Genomic DNA, 18,143 nt, shown 5'->3' with positions numbered 1-18,143 from the left:
AAATACGCGGCTATGTATTGACGATTTAGCATAATTTCTTCTTTGAAGAAATTTAGACAGCTTGTGTATGGGCGTTGTTAGACATTTACTGCTCGCTACCTATAACAAAGAGAAATTGATTCTTTTTGAGTTTGATAAATTTTGATGTCGCTGCTGCCAAAACTAGCGTATTTGAACTCCAACCAAATTTGATAAACACCATTACCTGGATATATTATATCGACATAGAAATCATCAACATCTCCAGAGGCATATTTAAAGGTTCTTCTGTCGAGAAGTTTTGACCCTCGATTCTGAGTAACATTTACCGTGTAACGGTACTCTATTAAAGGTAGTCCCGTCAGAGGCTCTTCAAGTCTTGGGCATTTAGAAAAATCCCACTGCAAAGTTACATCAGAGACAAGAAGTACTTCTTGTTTACGATTTCCTAGGCGTAACTTTGCTCCACTAAACTCACTCAAAGAATACTCAACTGTTGGTTTAAATTCATCACCTCTAGCTGAGTTAGGCGAGTTTGATGGTATTGAAGAAGTTGTTGGAAATACTCGTGAGCTTGGTGATGTATTAGATGGAGTATATGAATCTGGTTGGTTAATAACTGCAACTGCAATTGTACTAATCGCACCAATAACTGCTATCAAAACAGGGACAAACCACGATTGTTTTTTATCTTTATCTGAGTCGTTATCAGACATAATAGACATCTCCGAAAATTAGGAAAGTATTTACCTGAATGGTATACAAGATAAAAATTCACTCATAAGAAATTAGAGAAATGTACAATAGTCTAGACCTATTAACCTCTTTATTTCTTTAGTATTTTCTTCAATATATTTCAGTATCTCACTCATCTTTTTGTGTCGAAAAAATGATTTTGATGTTCTTTTATCACAAAATATACTATTTTGGAGATGTCTACCATTACTAGTTCGAGTTTTGCGAATACCTAATTTCATTACCAAATCAGCAATGCTCATATTTTTTATGTTAGTGAAGCATAAGAATAGTTTAACTTTAAGAATTAAACCGTAGAATTACTGTGCTGTTATGCTTTTAATATCCTACTTGCTTGCTGAAGTAGTCAACTACTTTTTACAGTTAAATATTATCACTTACATTTGTTTATATACTTATTAAGTTGTTAAAAACAAAAGCTTAATTCTTCGAGGGTTTTGAGATTTCTTTGTGTTAAGTAAGTTTGCAAGAACTTGATGCAGTTATCTCTGCGTTATTAACTTTCGGAAATTAATTTCTCTAATTCATCTAAAAGCTTAGTGATTCTTTCTTGGTGTTGAGATTTGATTGAAGCTTGTTTTTGATGTAAGAGCTTATTAATGTCATTAAACCTTTGAGTTAAAGTATTTTTTGCTTGTGCTTCTGATGGAAATTTCAGTGCTTTGACCCTAGTTTTGATTTTGCTCAAAGAAAGATTTTCTGCGATCGCTATCTTGAGTAATTCAGTGCGTTGTTGTTCGGATTTAACTCGTGCGATCGCTTGGGCTTTAGTATACTCAATCTCACCTTGTCGCAGAGATGAAAGAATATCTTCAGGCAGCTTCAATAATGGCAGGCGACTAGCACGGAAACTATCTGCGTTGAATTTTCCTATCTGTGATAACAGTAATTCCATCTGCTCAAGTTGAATCAAAACGTTTTGATTCAATTGTTGATTTCTTTGTTTAGCATTAAAAGCACTGTGTAATAGAGAGATAACTTTATTAGAATCTATTCCCAAAGATAACGATAGTAGTTCTAATATGGCTTCAGTTTCTTCAACGGGGTTAAGGTCTTGTCGTTGTAAATTTTCCATGAGAGCAATTTGTAGAGCTTGTTGATCATCTAGCTCTAGGGAAATAATTGGGACTTCAACTAATCCTACAGTGCGTGCGGCTCTGATTCTTCTTTCTCCAGCTATCAATTCATATTTGCCGTGAGCAAGTGGACGAACTAACACTGGTTCTAAAATGCCGTGTTCTTTCACTGATTCTACAAGTTGAGCTAACTTTTTCGGGTCAAAGTAACGTCGTGGTTGTTTCAGAGATAATTCAATCAAATCAATTCCAACTGTAATAGGGCATTGAGCAGGTAAAATACTACAGTTAATATCAAGCTTACGTGTTGATTTTGTCCACCTAAATTGATCTGATAGCGCAGCATTCATCATAAATTTCTCCATTAAAGTTGAAAAACTATCAAATATGATGATTAGCTTCAGAAATGCAACTAAATCTGCTTCTATGTTCAAATTAGAAACTAAATCTGAGAAACTTGTGAGGAATGGCTATTTGTAAACAATTATAAAGTAGTCAAAACAGGTTGTGCTAAATATTTTCTTCTGCAAATAAAAATAATTGGGAGCTAGAATTTGAATAATCAACTGGCTTAGTTAAAGTTGGTAGACATAACCTCTAAGTTGCTATTGACGACCTATGACCCCAGATGAGATTAAAACAGCATTGCAAACAGCCTTTAAGCGTTGTCATGTAGCCAGCTGTCCTCTCTCTGAAATGCAGAAACAGATATTACTGCAAGTAGTCAAGCAAATTTCTCAAGATTCCATATATGATATTGCTAACCCTTTAGACGAATTAGATTCCCAAGAACTGTTAGCATTTTTAAAGTTTGTCAAAACAGAAGAACAACAAAACCGCACATGGAAAGTGCAGCTACTCAATGATTGGCTGCATAACCAAGACTCAGGCGAAGTCCAATTCATCCGCGAACGCTATGGTTTGCTATGGTTGAATCGAGTCGAGTCCTATCATTTTGATAAATATGCTGATTTTGAAGATGCACTCAAGTTAAGAGTAGGCGATCGCATCGAAGTTTCCAACGCCCTATGGGAATGGGTACAAGACAATGGCCCTTGTCAACGAGAATGGTTTCTCTGCACTGTAGTTTACATCGATGAAATCAGCGATAATCACAAATCTTCTCCAAATTGCATTATTCGCTTTTATAACGGTTCCGAATTTGAAGTTCCAGGTATTTATGATTGGAATCGCTATAACTGGCGCTGGCCTCAAAACCAAAAATGAACATCAATTTTTGTAGGCTAGGAGTAGGATTGAAGAAGTCAGAACGCAGGAGGGGAGATGGTTTTAGTTGAACTAACTTTTCTTAACATAGATCGGCTTTTTCTCACTGATACCAATTCTATAATAGTCTGCATATAAACCCCTCAGACTGAAGTCTGGGGCTATGCAGGCTAATTATATGCTTATTCATATCGATTTGGTATAAACCCTTTCTTGTACTAACTTGTCTGCGATACTTTTTCTTCGCGCCACAGTTGATATAAACGATTTGCTGGCATTGTTAAATATAGAATATCTCCCTCGTCTAGTTGTGTTGTGAGTAGTTCCCAACCTTGGACACGTTGACTGTTGCTTTCCACATATAAAGGTACAAAGTCAGCAGATATGGCAATTTCTTTAACTAATTGATTGCAAAAAGGATGTGATGCTGTAATTAGTGTGGCAAAGGCTACCCATAGTTTATCGGCGGTGATACCATTACCAAGGATGCGTCCGCCTAAAGCGGCGGCGGCAAAAGCTGGCGCAGCTAGTTCTGCGGGACTGAGGACGGCTTCAAAATCAAAGACTTGTTGCGCCATCCTAGCAAAATCGGGGTCAGCATAATGGACAATTACAGGAATTTTTGGTGCTAACCCTTTGGTTTTCAGGGCAATTTCTAGGTTCGTTGCATCGTTGTTAGTGACAGCTAATACCGCCGCCGCCGCAGTGACGTTACTGGTTTGTAAAATGGTGCGGAAACTAGCATCACCTTGAATTACCGGAATTCCTAACCGCCGCACTGAGTTGACATATTTATTATTTGAGTCAGTTTCAATCACTATGACTTCATAGCCACTGGTATGAAGTTGCTGGACAATTTTGCTGCCAATGCCACTTAAGCCGCAGACAATATAATGATGACGTTGGGGAATTCTGGCTGCATCCCAAAATTGTTTAAAGCGGCTACCTAACACAAAATCGGTTAGCATCGCATACCAAATACCAATCACCACTGCACCAATCAGCATAATTACAATGGTGAATAATTTGACACTGTTGGGTGCATTTTCGACAACTTTATCATTACCGCCTGCGCCAGTAATCATCCCCACAGAAAAATAAAGGGCATCGACTACAGATAAACTAAGTTCTGTAGACATATATGTGAGTGTGGCGATCGCTATAATTGCTATTAAGACTAGCGCACCAATGACGATTGATTGTCCATGTTGCTGAAACTGACGCAGACTGGTGCAAACTTTTAAGACTTTTTTAATTAACGATCTGCGGGTAGAACGAATGCGCGGTTGAGTTGCGACAATTATGCGATCGCCTACTTGTAATTCTTGTCCAGATAGCACTCCATCAATTAAATTCATCTCCCCTTTTACGGGTAGGTAATAAATTAGTATTCGTGTGGGTTCTTCCCATAAATCACTTAAATTTCGCCCCAACCAAGGATGATTTTCATCAATATATTCTTCTTGAACAGGCCAAGTGTGGTCAAATAATTTGATTTGTCCTATAGCTTGATTTCCTAAAGCCGCAAATGTAAATAATGGTGCGGCTAATCCCACAACACTCATACTTAAATGTTCTGGGAGAGTTTGATCCAGTCTTTCACCCAAGTTTGTATTATAAAAGCGGTTAATAATGCGAATTCGCGGATTTAATACCCGCGCTTGCATCATAATTGATAAATTTAAGGTATCCTCCGAAGCTGTAATTACCAAAGTATGTGCTTGATGAATTCCTGCCGCCTTTAAAGTCGCCGCCGCGTGTAAATTACCAATAATAATATCTGGTGAACATTCGCCAGGAATTGGTTTGTGATGAATACCAACAACCAATGCGCCCTGCTGTCTCAGCAGACGAAAAATTTTATATCCCGTACGCCCTAAGCCACAAACAATGATTCGAGGTTTCATGAGACAGCAGGTAGTATGACTGCGTAATTTATAATTCGTAATTAACCATATTGTGGCGTTGTTTTTAAGGATGTAACTGTAACTGAAAATACCTTAGCGATAAATCAAATTAATTAGGTACTTTTGCGACATTTACAGAGTCAATTTATGAAGAATAGTTAGTATAATGAACATTTTAAGTTATGAATAAGTTAGCGAAATTAACAATTGTGGCTGGTATTTTATGCCCTTTAATTACCGCAGGTGCGATCGCCTCTACAGCGCAAGCACAACCTTCACAAAGTCCACTGGCTGAACCTAATGTAAAATTAAAAGTGCAACGTACAAGCGGAACTTGCCCGCAGATAGTTGGTTTGTGGTGGTTAATTTTACCCTATGAAGGTGGTGCAGAACATACTGTAATTGCAGAGACTAGAGATTTTGCCGATACAACTCAATTAGTCGCATCTAATAATAAGCTGTTTGTTGAGTTTGTTTCACCTTTACGCAGTAATTATGCTAATTGTGTTGGTCAAACTCAAGGACAGGAATATCCTTTTTATAATGTGCAGTTTAAAAATAAAAAGGCATATTTCCGTGTAGATTTGCGAAAAATCAACGCACCAGGACAGCTAATTACTTACAAAACTGTAGCCGCTTTTCGTCCTTATGTGCGTTGGGCGATCGCAGATTAGGAAAGAAGTATGAAGTGTGAAGTATGAAATTAATTAAGAAGCCCATATATATATAGCTTGCACCTAGCCCTAGCGATTAGAAATCGCGGCTATACAAACAAAGTCCGCCTGCGCGGACTAACAGACAATCAAGGTTCTTAACCCGCGTAGGCGGGTTTTGCCTGTTTAGCCGCGACTTCCAGTCGCCTGGTGCAAGATATGTATTAAAAAACTTAAATTTCAGGATCAGCCAAGCGAGTATTCGGGCGACTTTGAGACACATCTTGAATAACTTGTACAGCAGAAACCACAGCTACTAAGGCGATGACGAAGATTGGTAATAAACCTTTGCCAAAAAGTGCGATCGCTAGTAGCACAACTGCACCAACCAAGCGATACAACGAACGAATCTTACAATATCGAATCACGCCATAGCGGTGCAGAATACCCACAGCTAACGAGCATAATGCTACTGCACCACAAATCAACCATCTTTGAGCATCTGGTAACGCTAAAGTTGGTGGACTGACCAAGATTTTTTCGACACCAACACCAGTAGCCGCAATCCCAATTACTAATGGTAAATGGGTGTAAAGCCAAATGTTAACAGTCCCAACTTTTCCTTGAGTGCGTGCAGTTTCAATGGGTGTCCCGCCTAAATTGTCAAAATAAACCCACCACCAACTAAAAGCAATTATCAGCCCAAAAATGGCGGAAATTACCGTCAACACCTGCCATTTTTGCTGTGAGACACCTTCCACCACCGCAATAATCGCTTCCCCCAACACAATAATTGTGAACAATCCAAAACGTTCTGGTAAATGAGAAGCGTGAGGAAGTAAGCCAATTTGATGTTTGCGTGCGGTTATTGGTGTACCAAAATCAATCGCAATTCCCACGCCCCAAAGTGCAAATCGCCAAGGAACAGGAACAAAAGCCGAACTCAACCAAATCAAAGATGCGATCGCAAAACCAATGGCATAGCGAGTTGTTAACGGACGCGCCGACGGAATATGTATCCCCGCCCGCACATACTCCGCCACTAACACAGCCCGACCAAGTGCATAAGCTAAAGCAAAACCCGGCGAACTTTCTCCCAAGCCATGATGAATATTCACAGCCATCCCCGCCGCCGTTAACATTTGTACCCCAACCAACAACCGATGAATCACATCATCGCTATCAAAGCGGTTAGCATAGAACGTCGTCCCAATCCATGACCACCAAATCGGGATAAACAAAACCACAAATCCCAGTAATCCCGACAGCGAAATATCTTCCTTGAGATTATGCGCTACTTGTGACACTGCAACCACAAATACCAAATCATAAAACAGTTCCAGCCAAGTGGCACGTCTTTCTTCTTCACTATCTTCCTCAGCAATACGTAATCTTGGCGGCTGGAGAAAATTTGTCATAAAAATTACTTGCAAATCGCTAATAGCTTTTTATCATACTGACAAAAGAGATAAGGAAGACAAGGGGACAAGGGGGACAAGGAAGATACAGTAGACCAGAGAGGGAGATGTTTATCAATCATTTAGAATTGCTATAGCCTTTTCTAGCCTGCTGATGTACAAATTTATGTGCGTCCATCTGCGGTTAATTAAAGTCAAAATTTAAATGTAATCTCAAGAAACTTGTTATCTCTCTTGAGAAATAAGTTTGTAATTTAAATAAGACTCTACAGACAAAATAAAAAGTCCGCAAGTGCGGACTTTGGTTAGGCTTTCTGTCACTGTAATTGGCTACAATCATGTATCATGATGCTTTTATTTTTCCTTATTTATCATTAGCAATCAAGCTTTGTAGGCTATATATATAGACATAAAATCAGAAATTTTATCCTTAAAATTTAATTAATCAAAAGTATTAAACAAGAAAAAATATAATTTTGAATAATATCAGCGTGATTATCCACAAAATATGTATAGTATCATTTCAATGGATAATAATATCACAGCAATAATATTTTTTAGAAAATCTTGCTAGACATAAGCCAAATATTTAAGTCTATTGTAAACATTCACTTTGATTTTGCATCAATTATAAATAAAGTAAAGGTGGTCAGGTTATCAGCCCTAGAGATTCCCAGCTCTAGGGTTTTACTTTTTTGGTGTAGTTCCAATTATTGATAAATTGATGTACAGAACTAAAAATTTTCAACCACTCGTCAGATAGATGCAACTGATCAAAAGACAATTTAAATTATAAATATAAAACCAAGGGCGTTACGAATTTAGGGTGCAACTATCCTAATGAGCAACCAACAAACACACAGAGTAAAATTATATTTACTCTGTGTTTATCTATGACAAAGAATTGCTATAGCAGTCTCATTTGAGATGTAAATAAAAGAGACAAGTGAGAGTTGTTGCTAAATCATTTATGATTACAAACATTAAGCTACAGCCTTGCTCACTGTAGCTCAATATCCTAACAATTAAATTTCAGCACCAGCTTTAGGTTCAGCACCCATTGGAGAAACATAGTCGCGGAAAATATTTATCTGCTGTTCAAAAGGTAATTCTTTAACTTGATTCAACAAAGTTTCGGCTGCTGAAGAAAGGCGATAACCAGCAGGTACAGGAATAATTACATTACCATCCATCCCTTGAGATAGACGATACCAAAATAAGAGTTTGGTAGTATCTCCTAAAGAACCATATTCTCTGCCAATTTGAGTATCTACTCGATTAATTAAGTCTCGCTGAACTTGTAGTTGTTCTTCGTGGCTTAATTCTTTTACCTGATTAAATAAACCTTCGGCAATTTCTGGAGAAACAGTACTAGCAGCAGGAGCAGCAGGAGTAACAGAGCCACCCATTTCTTTATAGATAAACCAGAACAAACCTAGTTGTTCATCTACATCTAATTTTTGCCAAGATTCAACACATTTACGAATGGTAGGGTCATTAGTTTGAGTGTAGGTCATAACGATTTACTTGTGATTTATGTTGCCATTAGCCACCTTATCAAACACCTATTTCTGGTTTAACCCTACTGAAGACAGATGTAGTTCAACCAAAGAGAATAATTCAGAAGTCAGAATTAAAAGGGAACAGGGAAATCCTCATAATTAAAATTATGAAAAAAGTAGAGGCGTTGTATATAACATCTCTACAGATGAAAATATGAACTTAATTGAATTGATTTATAACCAATTACCTACTAAAACGTAAGGAGACCAATAAAAAGGATGCCTATAATTAGGGTCTGCCAAAAGCAGAAGTTGAGCGCGTCTTAAAGCTTCTGCTTTCGTCTCTTTGGTATTAGCAAACTGTTTATAAAACTCTCCCATAATCATGGCAGTACCTTGATCATCGACACTCCATAATGTTGCTAATGTACTCCGCGCCCCTGAACGCAGTGCAAATCCAGCAAGTCCTAAGCCAGCCCGTTTATCACCACTAGCGGTTTGACAAGCACTCAAAACTAATAGCTCGATCGCATTTCTTTGGCTGGTCTCTCTGGTTTGCAATAATGAACTTAGTTCGTTAACATTAACGCGATCGCCTGCTAAGGTTGGGTCTTTAATTTGCGAATCTTTCCAAGTTAAAATAAATGTATCTTCGGCGTTAGAAGCAAATTGACCGTGAGTTGCAAGATGAACCACTGGTGCGCCAAATGACTTGATGGTTTTTTCTAGGGCAATTTTAGTAAATTGACTATCTAGTAAGACTCGCGCTGGTACTTGTTGTTTAATGGTGTTAATTTCTTGTTCAACACTGGGTAATCCTTCAAAGTTTCCTACAGCTTCCGTGATTCCGGCTGCAATGGTGCGTGGCTTTTCTCTATTGAAAGAACGAGTCGGTAATAGGTGTAACCCTGGTGTGAGTGCAATGTTATAGCCTTTTTGAATCAAATATTCTTTCCCATCATGGAGTGCGGCCATTGGTACACTCCGCAATGCGCCATCTAAGACAAACACTAGGTTTTCTACTTTGTGTGCTTGCAATTGGAGTTCGATATCTTTAATTAACCAGTTATAAACTTTTTGGGAAATTGGCAAAAATTCCCGCGTTGAACGTGTGACTAATTTGGCTCTTAGTTCTTGAATGGTCTTTTCTACTTCTGTTTGAGAAACTGGAATGGGTTTGGAGCGTAATAATAAGTTTTGTTTTTGATTTTTGGCTTTGTTAGGTAAAGAAACAATCACCTCTAAGCGATCGCGTAAAATAATCGGATAAATGACTGCGGCTTTAGGATCAATTTCGTCAATCTGCACAGGTTTCGCATCTAAACAAGCTGTGCGAAAAAAGTTATCTAACTCAGCTAATTGCAATGATTCAATGACATCCCTGGCAGTTTTGAGATTTTGTTGATTAGCTGCTGCATCTTCTTGATATGGTGAATTTTGCAGCAATAAACTCACGAGTTCCCGATAAACCGGTTCAACTCCCTCTTGAAAGGAGAATTGGACTTCCCGGTTAATCGCTACTAAATCACTCCGCAATAATTTGAGATTATTCACTGCTTTGGTGTAAGCTGCGATCGCCGCTTGTTCGTTACGTCGCGGATTATCTTGCGCCTTGAGAATTCTGCCTAATTGCCAATGCCAACGATAAGCAATATCCGATGCACCAATTCCTTCAGCTAATTTCAAAGCCTGCTGAGTCAATTGTTGGGCTTCTTGCCACTGGTGAGTTTGTTCGTATAAATTACCTAATGTCCCTAAAGCATAAGCTTCTGCACGCCTATCCTTGAGCATTTTAGCTTGGTCAACTGCACTGGCAATCATTTGGGCGATCGCTTTCCATTCGACATTTGCCCCAGTTAATTGCACAGTTTCGAGGTTTTTGACATTACTGAAACTGGCATCAGCTAATATCTCATTTTTGGGACAATTAGCATTCATTCCCATCCTGGCAGGTTCAGTTAGCTGTTTCAAACAAGTCAAACTTTGAGCAAAGTGAATCCGCGCATATATAGTTGTGCGATTTACTGGTACAGCATCCAGTTGTTGCTGAATTTCTGGCAACAAACCTTGGACTTGCTGCCATTTTTGATCATCCATTAATAGGCGCATTTGATTCAGTTTTGCCTGTAACCGAGTTAATGGTGATTTAGCTAGGGTAGCTTTAGTGTAATAAGCTAAAGCATTGGCAAGTCTTTGGCTTTTTTCTTCAGGATTCTGCCCTAAACTCAAAGCTTGAGCAGTGTTTCCTAAACTCAACTGAATGTCGGGAATTAATTGTGGATATACTTGTTCAGCTAGGGATAAACTTTTCTCTAGTACTTGCAAAGAACCAAGTTGTTCTATTGTTTTTCCTTCAGCATTTTTTTGAGTTAAATCACCCATCAACCGTAAGGTATTACCTAAATTCAGCAGTCCCGTCACTTTTAGGGGAGAAGTTGGTTGTTTTTCGAGTAATTCATTTACCTGAATTAAAGTAATTCTCGCCCGACGATATAATCCCAATGCTTGTAATGCTTGAGTTTGATTTAGTTGGCTACCAATTTTACCTGCATCATCACCCAATTTTGTATAAATAGCTGTTGCTTGCTCCCAACTTGTTAATGCTTCTTGGGAATGTCCTGATGCTAATTGTACTTGTCCTTGAATGTTCCAAGCTTGGGCAAGTATTGATAAATAGTCATAGGAATTTCTTTGCACCGCTATTTTTAATAATGCTAAACTGTCAGCGATCGCTTTTTGCGCTTGGGGTAATTGTCCAATTTGTTGTTCTGATAATGCCAGATAATTCAATGCTAGGGCTTGATTGAGATGATCGGTTTGTGCTTGAAAGCCTCCCGCCGCTTGCTGAAACAATTTAGCCGCTTCGCTAAAATTTTCAGTTCGGTAAAGTTGCATTCCCTGTTCTAAAGTTTGTTGCGGATTTGCTGATAGCAGAGTTTCTGTGATGGGTGCAGTCACATTTTGCATCGCCACTTGATACGAGTTAGGAATCAAGGCAACTGGCTGAGTAATTTGTGATATTGTGGCTAAAAAAATCAGTGCAGACATAATTCTTTTTTTAATTCGTAATTTCAACTGACAAAAAGCATGTATTTAATTAATTCTGTGTGAGTACATAAAGGAGGTTTATTTTTTGATTTCAAAACTCTTTTTTATGATTCAAACTTCAAACTTCTTAAAATGGTTGAGTATAAACTAAAGAAAAATACAAACCATTTTCCTGCAATGTATTATTCCGGGAATTATCATCAATTAAAGGAATACCCCAATCAAATCGAGCATTAATGCGATCGCTTTGCCATAGCAATCCCAAGCCAACAGAAGCAAGGCTATTAGGATCAGGATCAGCACGATTGGAACTGTTGTAAGCAGTACCATAATCAATAAATGGCGTTAATTGTAGTACACCTCCTAATTGCGGGGCGCGGAGAATAGGATAACGTAATTCAGCCGACACAAAAACAGCGTTATCTGTCAAGAGTAAATCTTGGCGATAGCCCCGCACTGTTTGTTGACCACCCAAACCAAACTGTTCTAGGGGTACTAATGCTCTGTCGGCTAATTGAGCATCAGCTCGCAATAAAAGTAAGGTTTCTGGTGCTAACAGGCGTACCCATTGGGCTTGTCCCCGCCAAGAGAAAAATCTACTATCTGGTGGTGCGCCACTGTTGGTAACATCAAAGGCATCTATCCCAAAACTAAATTGCGATCGCGCTGCAAATACTTCTCTACTATTGCGTTGTGTCCAATCTTGAAAAAATCGCAGCACCGAAAGCCGAGTTTGACCATCCACAGAACCCGGTGAAGGAAAGGGAATACGTTCCCCAGGCAAAGGTTCTAAGCTAACATCACTGTTACGGCGATTGGCTGTAATTCCCAAGGCAAATTCTGTAGTAGGAGTTTGCAAAATTGGTTGGCGAAATGTAATGGCAAAATCTTGGGATCTACCTTCAATATCTAAAACATCAAACGGTTCTTCTACGACATTGCTAGTGGTGTAGTTATATTGAAACTGCACAGTCCCATTGTAGGGATTAACAGGTAATGTGTAGCTGAAATCAACATCATTACTGCCATCGGTGTTGGCATAAGCAACAGAAAGTCCATCACCTAATCCCAATAAATTGGCTTGGTTAAATTGAATTTGCCTTTGAAAACTGCCAATACTCGGAACTCGATTATTATTAAAATTCACCTGGGCGCTGAAGGTTGTATTTTCAGATGCCCTAATATCAATTACACTAGTCCCTGGACGAGAACCAGCCGCCAACTCCGCCGAAATATTTTTAATTAAAGGGTTAAGTTGTAATAGTTGCAGTGCTTGGAGTAACTTGTTGACGTTTAAGGGTTTGCCTGTAGCTACAGCAATGCGACTCCGCACATAATCTGGGTTGAGTCTTTTGAGTCCCCGAACTTCTATACTTTCCACACTACCTTCAATCACTTGAATTTTGACGACACCACCTCTGGCCTTAAAGGTTTGATCAGCCGGGATAAATGCTCCTGAAGAAATGTAACCTTTATCGGTATAGAGTTTTGTAATAGCGTCACTGGCTCTGAGCAATTCTGCAAAGGTGATGGGTTTACCAGTAAATTCTTGCGTGGCTTCTGCCAATTCTGCGCTGCTAAATACAGTACTACCAATTACTTCAAAACGGTCAACGCGAATTGTATCTTGTATTCCACTGGGGATTGTTTCTGGTGGTGGAGTAGTTTCGTTGGGCGTGCGGAATAAATCTTTTGGTGGTGGTAATTTGGGAGTCTCTGGTGGAATTGGTTGCGGTAGTTGTGGTCTTGGTAAATTTTCTGGCGGTGGTAAATCTGGTCTGGCTTGAGCTACTAAATGAATATTTCCTGTCTGCGCTTGCACAAGACTGGGAGATAAATTGCCAAGAAACAAGAAAAGGAAGATCAGATGATTAAGCGATCGCCTATAATCTTTCAGACTCAAAAAATATTCAACGGACATGGTAGGTAGATGTAGATAGGATATGTTGCATGTTTTTGTGGAAGCATCGGCTGTGTCACAAGAGGTATGGGAGCAGGGAGTAAGGGGGAAGACTGAGATGGAGCTTGAACTCCGCCCCAGTCAGAGCGCCCTTCCAGAGTGGGGCTTCGTACCCATGCTTCGCTTTGCGCTCCAGGGAAGGGCTGCTCCCTGTCCCCTTCCCTGGAGCCTCTTCGGTGACTTTGCCTTTGTTAATGTCCGGCTAGTAGCAGTCATCTCCCCAATTGAGACATATCAATATCTATCTTTGAGAGATATTTAAGTTTTTCACTGTTTTTCGCTGACTAATAAACACAAAAAACTATTTCAGATGAATTTATCTACTGATTTTACCAGTATATTTGCGTAGGTAATCTTTCTATTTTATTAATTTCCCTGATGCGCTAATAAATTACTCATCTTGAAAAATAAGACTAAGTTAGCTAAAATCTCAGATTAAAAAATCTGCATCCAAAGTATTTTGGGTATTTTAAAAGACTAAAAATCTGGCGCATTATCTTGCGTTGTCAGTGGAAAAAACCCGCTCTTCGTAAAGCTCTGTAACAGCCTGTGCAGGTTCTCAGGAACTTCCAACTAAAAAATCCAATCATGAGGGTAGCACAGTAAACAGAAACTCGAATCCATTCTCCTACGAAGACGCTAAAGTAAGTAGAGAAAGTGATTTGTATAAGTAATTTTGTGAATTGGTATGAGAAAACCCAGAATAGAAATAACTGGCACTCTCTCACTTGTTACCTGTAATTTACTCAGTAATTTAAACTACAGTTCTTTGACATTTAAAGCCACAAAACAGCAGTATTTATACTATATGCCTTGGTGGTAACAATTTTAGAAAACTAATAAATAATAAGATTTTACTTACAGAGCGATCGCACTTTTATTCAGCAATTATCAATACAACTATTCGCGGAAGTTGGCAGCATTCTGAAAAGAGTGATACATCGTATTTTCAGGAGCGAGGCGCAAGGCCATATTATAGTCTTCCATAGCTTGTTTCTGCTCACCTAGGTCATTATAAGCCTGACTACGCCAAAGATAGAACAGAGCATTTTGGGGATGAATCCCAATGGCTTTACTGTAGTCATCAATCGCTCCTTGTTTGTCTCCAAGGTTCTTGCGCCGGAAATTTGCTCTTTCACCATACAAATAAGCATTCTGGGGATTGACACCAATTGCCTGATTAAATTCTTCAATTGCTCTTTGGCTATCACCTTGTTTGAAATAACTATAAGCTTGTTTAATATATGTAGCAATATCTGTAGTTTCTGTAGTGTTTTGTATTTCTTCTCTGTCTTGGGAAATAGAGCTTTCTTGAGAAAAAGTTTGATCTAAATTTATTTTCTGAAAAGACAGTTTACTTAAAACAGACTTTTTATTTCTCAGCGCCAGCCAGCCAAACACTCCACCACCTGCAATTACTAGCATCATAGATAATTGCTGTCCAATGCGATTTTGATTAGGACTAGAACTCAGTTCAGATAGTTGACTTAGGCTGCTGGTATAACTTTGTTCAGCCATTACAGGTTTAATTTTACCTAAAGGTATGAACAATGTTATTGTCATTAGTGCTGTAGCCGTGAGGAATCTGTGCTTCATAAATTAGCTCGATTTGACTTAAGGAGGGTGTACAGCCAAACTTGGATGCAAGTCATTAACTAAATAAGAATTGATTGACCTTGCTGTAAACATTCTCAGCTAGATGAATTTTGATATCTTATTCAGGGTTTGAAATTAGAAACTGTGATTGCTTCTAATTCTCCCAAAGTTATTTGTTCTTGACTTCTGTGTTAGTACTTACCGGGTATAGTAGCAATCATGATCGATAAAAGTATCTATTTTGCAGCAGATATCAGATGTTTGCATACAATCATACTTTAGGTAGTACAGTAATATCTATGGCCGAATTTTACATTATCAAGGATATATATAATACAGTAGATAACTGTGGCGATCGCCCTTTACATAATTAAGAAAAAATTTTAATCTCTTAGTGAGAGCCTATTCATAAAGTAAATATTAAGTAGAGAAGTCAGTGTAGTAGAAAGATTTTTTGGTAAATAGCAAATATCAGATAAAGTAGTTTTCCTTTATATGAAGTACAAGACAAGTTTTATAACCAAATATGAAAGTGCTTCATACTCCCTAACTTCTAATTCTAATTTCAGCAGAATTGAAATTTCTGAAAACTTGAGCTAGTACAAAAAGGCAAAATTAACCCTTCTCCTGCGGAGAAGGGAGTCGAGGCGCGGCTTGCCGATATGTATAATTTTTCAAGTGGAATGGGATCACACTATCACCTGTAACCTCATCCAACTCTAGAGCTTATCCAAATCCTCAAGAACTTCTTTAGCAGTTTGATATCTTCTGAGATAGTCAAAATAAGTCATCTTGTCTAATATCGCAGCTAAACCATCAGAAACTTGTGCTTTATCGCGCCAAGTTAGTACAGTCGTCTGGGGGTCACGTTCAATTTCTTTAGCAACTTTTCCAGTTAAAGCTTGAATTCCAATCATACCCAAGGCATGAATATCACTGTTCAACCTGGGCTGACCCATAAGTTGTTCAGGCGCTGCATAACCCAAAGTACCCACAGCCACTGTTAAACTTTCTTCTTCTTGCTGTGGTTGAATTTGTTTAACTGCGCCAAAGTCAATCAATACTATCCTATCGTCGGTTTCCCGTCGCATCAAATTGCTCGGTTTAATATCTCGATGAATGACATTATGATCATGAACAAATATTAGTACCTTCAACACATCCCTTAAGATTTTAATTACCTCAGCTTCCTCAAAACGCTTACCAATAACCAACTCATCTTGTAAGCAATGTCCTTTGACATATTCCTGTACAAGATAAAATTGTTGATTTTCTTCAAAATAAGCTAATAGTTGGGGAATACGTTTGTGCTGACCCAAAATCTCTAAAATTTCTGCCTCTGCTTTAAATAAACGCCTCGCAACTTCCAAAAATCTGGGGTCTTTCTGAGCAGGTTGTAAATGTTTGACAACACATTTTGGCGAACCAGGGCGCTTAGTATCATCGGCTAAGTAAGTATAACCAAAACCCCCTGAACCCAGTACACTGCTTACTTTGTAACGGTGGTTCAGCAATTGATCCCTTTGGGGCTGGCTATCAACTGGTGAATTAGCTTCGTTACCAGTATTACTACCTTCTCTTAATAAAGATTTTAAAAGGTCTATAGTTTTTTCTTGTTCTTGAATTTGATGGGCAATTTTATCTCGCTGTAGTTTTTCATAATATGCAGTGTAAACAACTACACTGCCAGCAGCAGCTATTAATCCCAAGACAGGCTGTGCTATTGGTACCCATCCAGCTTGAGTAAAGATAATAAAGCCACCACCTACCAAGCCAACCAAAGCACCGCCACCAGATAAGCCCAAAAGCATGGGATGTTTAATTTTCCATCCAATTAATGAACCGATGACAGTCCAACCCCACAGCCAAATGAATTCTCCCCATTCCGGGAAATACCAAAATATGCGTCTTTGATCAAGAACTGCACTGAGAATTTCACTGACAATATGGGCATGAATAACGATTCCAGGCATTTTGCCCGTGTTGTCTTGTTTACCAGCAGCATAAGGAGTATTCCGGATATCCTGTTTACTGGGTGCTGTGGCTCCAATTAAAACGATTTTGCCCTTGACCCAATCAGGATTAACTTTATTGTTGAGTACGTCTATAAAACTGACTGTGCGGGCAATATTATGAAAGGCACGGTAGTTGAGTAAGATTTGAAAGCCGCCATTATCTGCGGCTACATAACCGCCTGCATCTGATGGTAGACGATGAAACAGGGTTTTTCCCAGCTTTAACTGTAACCCCTCGTCTGTTTGGCTAATTTCTGGTTGGATTTTAGCTGTGTCGGTGAGATATTTTAGTGCGGCTAACACTGCTAGAGACTGTTGGCTTTGACAAGGTACTTTTGGATCTGGGCTGACAAATAGCAGGGCGCGACGAATGACTGCATCAGGATCTTCTGGCAAATCGGCAAATCCGACATTATTGGGATCTAGTCCTGGTGGCGGGGGTGTTGTCGTGCTACAAATCGGAATAATTGTATTGCTTGTTTGCAGGCGGTTAATTAGTTGGGTATGACCAGGGTTGATCGGTACATCTCGAAAGAAGTCTAAAGCAATAACACTGGCTTGGTTACTTTCTAATTTGCCTAACAGCCTGTCTAGTTCTTCATCTGTGGGGGTGCCATGCTTGAGTTGTTGGATATCTTCTTCTGTAAATCCCACAATCAACAGGCGGGGGTCAGGGGGTAAATCTGCACGCCTTTGCATCATTTGGTCAAACACCTTGAGTTCAAAGTATTCTAATAATCTGAGTCTTTGAACTCCAACCAAAACTAGTGTAACTAGGACGCTAGTAACGATGACTGGCTGTGTGAATAATTTTTTCGCCCCTGCAAACATAGTCTTACGAAAGTTGGATTTTTATGGTATGTCAACTACGTTACAGTACAAAACTTTGGCGTGAGTGTAACCATACACATTTAAAAGTAATTGTAGGTTGATAACTTCAAGTTGCGATATTCTGTATCAGAACTGGAACAAAAATCATTAAATCTCTAGAAGTAGGGAGAATCAA

Annotated in this window: 11 protein-coding genes; 2 read left to right on the top strand and 9 right to left on the bottom strand. The window is 38.9% G+C overall.

Annotation, left to right across the window (positions count from 1 at the left end):
* Positions 1 to 95: 95 nt before the first annotated feature.
* Entirely contained in the window at positions 96 to 695 is a 600-nt protein-coding gene (locus H6G74_RS06960) for a hypothetical protein (protein ID WP_190966986.1), read from the bottom strand.
* 536 nt (positions 696 to 1,231) lie between these two features.
* Positions 1,232 to 2,164 (bottom strand): ParB/RepB/Spo0J family partition protein, encoded by a 933-nt coding sequence (locus H6G74_RS06955; RefSeq protein ID WP_190966985.1) that lies wholly within the window; start codon positions 2,162 to 2,164, stop codon positions 1,232 to 1,234.
* 265 nt (positions 2,165 to 2,429) lie between these two features.
* On the opposite strand from H6G74_RS06955, the gene H6G74_RS06950 reads away from it, so the two are divergent.
* Positions 2,430 to 3,038, top strand: a complete 609-nt coding sequence (locus H6G74_RS06950; protein ID WP_190966984.1) for a hypothetical protein — start codon at positions 2,430 to 2,432, stop codon at positions 3,036 to 3,038.
* A 218-nt stretch (positions 3,039 to 3,256) separates the two neighbouring features.
* Here H6G74_RS06950 and H6G74_RS06945 read toward each other — a convergent pair whose 3' ends face one another.
* Positions 3,257 to 4,945: an NAD-binding protein gene (locus tag H6G74_RS06945; protein WP_190966983.1), complete on the bottom strand. Its 1,689-nt coding sequence runs from the start codon at positions 4,943 to 4,945 to the stop codon at positions 3,257 to 3,259.
* A gap of 182 nt (positions 4,946 to 5,127) precedes the next feature.
* On the opposite strand from H6G74_RS06945, the gene H6G74_RS06940 reads away from it, so the two are divergent.
* Positions 5,128 to 5,619, top strand: a complete 492-nt coding sequence (locus H6G74_RS06940; RefSeq protein WP_190966982.1) for a hypothetical protein — start codon at positions 5,128 to 5,130, stop codon at positions 5,617 to 5,619.
* A 212-nt stretch (positions 5,620 to 5,831) separates the two neighbouring features.
* Here H6G74_RS06940 and H6G74_RS06935 read toward each other — a convergent pair whose 3' ends face one another.
* From H6G74_RS06935 to H6G74_RS06910, 6 genes are all read right to left on the bottom strand, one after another.
* The gene (locus tag H6G74_RS06935) at positions 5,832 to 7,016 is read right to left on the bottom strand and encodes a low temperature requirement protein A (RefSeq protein ID WP_190966981.1); all 1,185 of its coding nucleotides are present in this window, start codon (positions 7,014 to 7,016) and stop codon (positions 5,832 to 5,834) included.
* A 1,025-nt stretch (positions 7,017 to 8,041) separates the two neighbouring features.
* On the bottom strand, positions 8,042 to 8,533 hold the full coding sequence (locus tag H6G74_RS06930; RefSeq protein ID WP_190966980.1) for an orange carotenoid protein N-terminal domain-containing protein: 492 nt from the start codon (positions 8,531 to 8,533) through the stop codon (positions 8,042 to 8,044).
* Positions 8,534 to 8,752: 219 nt separating this feature from the next.
* Complete coding sequence (locus H6G74_RS06925; protein WP_190966979.1) at positions 8,753 to 11,566, bottom strand: CHAT domain-containing protein; 2,814 nt, start codon at positions 11,564 to 11,566, stop codon at positions 8,753 to 8,755.
* 127 nt (positions 11,567 to 11,693) lie between these two features.
* Positions 11,694 to 13,487, bottom strand: coding sequence for a ShlB/FhaC/HecB family hemolysin secretion/activation protein (locus H6G74_RS06920; RefSeq protein WP_190966978.1), 1,794 nt, complete (start codon positions 13,485 to 13,487; stop codon positions 11,694 to 11,696).
* 939 nt (positions 13,488 to 14,426) lie between these two features.
* Entirely contained in the window at positions 14,427 to 15,089 is a 663-nt protein-coding gene (locus H6G74_RS06915; RefSeq protein ID WP_206756978.1) for a tetratricopeptide repeat protein, read from the bottom strand.
* 752 nt (positions 15,090 to 15,841) lie between these two features.
* Complete coding sequence (locus tag H6G74_RS06910) at positions 15,842 to 17,968, bottom strand: CHASE2 domain-containing protein (RefSeq protein ID WP_190966976.1); 2,127 nt, start codon at positions 17,966 to 17,968, stop codon at positions 15,842 to 15,844.
* Positions 17,969 to 18,143 lie beyond the last annotated feature (175 nt).

It is taken from the genome of Nostoc spongiaeforme FACHB-130, from assembly GCF_014698475.1.
In the GTDB taxonomy this organism is placed as follows: Bacteria; Cyanobacteriota; Cyanobacteriia; order Cyanobacteriales; family Nostocaceae; genus Nostoc_B; species Nostoc_B spongiaeforme.
The sequence above is the reverse complement of the archived record's forward strand: the minus strand, read 5'-3'. Positions and strand labels throughout refer to the sequence as shown.